Below are 2493 nucleotides of genomic sequence, written 5' to 3' on the forward strand. Positions count from 1 at the left end.
GTGTGTGGGTGGGGAGGGGACAGAAGATCCAAGGATCTTGAAAGGGAAAGTAACAGCTGTGAGGGGCCCTTGTGCCGTGATCGGGCGATGCCGCCCCCGCGACGCACATCGAAGTCTCCGCCGGGGGCACGCGACAGTACGGGACGCGTGCCGTGCGTCCGCGTCTCGGCTCGTCCAGTGTTTCCAGGAAGGCGTCATGACCTCGTCGCACACGCACAAGTGGGGCCCCCGGAGGGCGAGTTCGACCGACCGGAGTCACGCACCGGGAGAGGCCGAGGCCAAACAGGCGCTGGCCGTCACAGGCCGCGCCGGATTCGTCGCACGCGGTGTCGTGTACGTCCTCGTCGGTGCGCTCGCCCTGCAGATCGCGTTCGGCGGCGGGGGCCGGGAGGCGGACCGGCAGGGCGCGTTGCAGCAGGTCGCGGCGCAGCCCTTCGGGAAGGTGATGCTGTGGATGCTCGTCGTCGGCTTCGCCTGCATGGCGATCTGGCGGGCATCACAGGCGCCGTTGGCGAACAGGCCGAAGAACAAGGCCGGTTCGCGCCTGCTGGACGGCGGCCGGGCCGTGTTCTACGGCTTCGTCTGCTGGGGTACGGCCTCCTTCGCCGCCGGGGCCGGCGGGTCGTCCGGCAGCGACGCGAAGTCGCAGGACTGGACGGCCTCGGCGTTGAAACTGTCGGGCGGTCAGGTGCTGGTGGGATTCGTCGGCTGCCTCCTGATCGGCGTCGGCGTGACCCTCGCGGTGCGTGCGGTGACGCGGCGTTTCCTGCGGAAGCTGGAGACCGCGAAGATGAGCCGCCGGGTGCGGCAGGTCGTCACGGGCCTGGGCGTGGGCGGCGGCGTCGCGCGCGGTGTCGTGTTCGCCGGGGTGGGTGTGTTCGCGCTGGTGGCCGCCATCCGCTTCGACCCGCACCGGGCCAAGGGCATGGACGCCACCCTGCGCACCTTCGCGCACACTCCGGCGGGGCCGTGGCTGCTGGTCGCCGTCGCCGTCGGGCTGGTCCTCTTCGGTGCCTTCTCGTTCGCCTCGGCTCGTTGGCGCCGCCTGTGAGCCCCGGTACCCGGCAGCGTCGTAGACCCGCCGAAGTGATGTGAAGATTCCCTGAAGTGGCGTGAAAGTGCGCGCACTTGTCGTGTCGGCGGAGGCCGGCGGGGCAGGTTCTCGGGTCGGCCACGGAATTGTGAGGTCCGGGGAGACATGGTTGTGCCGGAAGGGGGCACGCGACGTTCGTCCTGTTCTCCAGTTAAGGCGGCATCGTGGCTTCCTCCGAGAAGGCTCTCGAAGCAACTGCTCCTGTCCGCACGGGAGCACCGGATGTCGTGGACGACCTCCCGTGGATCGAGGACGGGGCCAAGGTCGCTCCCAAGGACGCGCGGGTGATGTCCCGGATCTTCCTCGACCGGCTGAAGGAGCTGGAGGAGGGCACCCGCGAGTACCAGTACGCCCGGAACACGCTGATCGAGATGAACCTGTCGCTGGTGTCCTTCGCGGCGCGCCGGTTCCGCAACCGGGGCAGCGGTGACACGGAGGACGTCATCCAGGTCGGCACGATCGGTCTGATCAAGGCCATCGACCGCTTCGACCTGTCGCGCGAGGTCGAGTTCACCTCCTTCGCGATCCCTTACATACTCGGCGAGATCAAGCGCTTCTTCCGCGACACCACCTGGGCCGTGCACGTCCCGCGCCGCCTCCAGGAACTCCGCGTCGACCTCGCGAAGAGCAAGGAGACCCTCGGCACCGAGCTGGGCCGCACGCCCACGGTGAAGGAACTCGCCGCACACCTGGAGCTGTCCGAGGACGAGGTCATCGAGGGCCTGGTCGCCGCGAACGGTTATGTCGCCGGGTCCATCGACACCCCGAGCGGCGACGACGAGTCCGACAGCGCGCCCAAGTACGCGGACACGATGGGCGACGACGATCCGGCGCTGGAGCTGTTCGAGGACCTCCACACGCTCGCCCCCCTGCTGCAGCGGCTCGACGAGCGGGAGCGGACCATCATCGAGATGCGCTTCGGCCCGGAGCTGACCCAGGCGGAGATCGGCCGTGAGCTGAACCTCTCGCAGATGCACATCTCCCGCCTGCTCAACCGCACCCTCGCCAAGCTGCGCACCGGCCTCCTGCCCACGTGATCCGCCCGCCCGACAGTTCTCCCCTCGCGCGGCACCGGAAGGATCACGCCGCATGAGCACCACGAGCACCGGCCACGATCCCCTGCACCAGCCCGCCGCACCGATCGTGACGGAGCCCGTGCCCGACGTCCAACTCCAGTTGCTGGTACGGCTGATCGGCCAGGACGCGGAGGCCGCCCTGCCCATCACGCTCACCGTCGGAGGCGTCTTCCTCTACGGCGACCTGATCTCCCACGAGGCCTGGACCACCGACTGGGCACGCGGCCTGCACGGGATGGACGGCACCGGCGCGCAGCTGCTGGAGTGCTTCCCGCAGCAGGTGGACGAGGTGGTCGAGGACAGGCAGGGGGGACAGGGTGGGCG

Annotated in this window: 3 protein-coding genes; all 3 read left to right on the forward strand. The window is 69.3% G+C overall.

What is annotated here, in order from left to right; genetic code table 11:
- Positions 1-196: 196 nt before the first annotated feature.
- The gene (locus AC31A1_RS50065; protein ID WP_489659703.1) at positions 197-1051 is read left to right on the forward strand and encodes a DUF1206 domain-containing protein; all 855 of its coding nucleotides are present in this window, start codon (positions 197-199) and stop codon (positions 1049-1051) included.
- Positions 1052-1254: 203 nt separating this feature from the next.
- Complete coding sequence (locus tag AC31A1_RS50070; RefSeq protein ID WP_489659705.1) at positions 1255-2130, forward strand: RNA polymerase sigma factor SigF; 876 nt, start codon at positions 1255-1257, stop codon at positions 2128-2130.
- 52 nt (positions 2131-2182) lie between these two features.
- Positions 2183-2493: hypothetical protein (locus AC31A1_RS50075; RefSeq protein WP_489659704.1), on the forward strand; the 311-nt coding region annotated here is incomplete at its 3' end.

This window comes from Streptomyces sp. P5F9, assembly GCF_057961495.1.

What these genes read in the sequence shown, in the direction of transcription:
- AC31A1_RS50065 (WP_489659703.1), top strand. Translation starts at nt 197, where the DNA reads ATGACCTCGTCGCACACGCACAAGTGGGGCCCCCGGAGGGCGAGTTCG.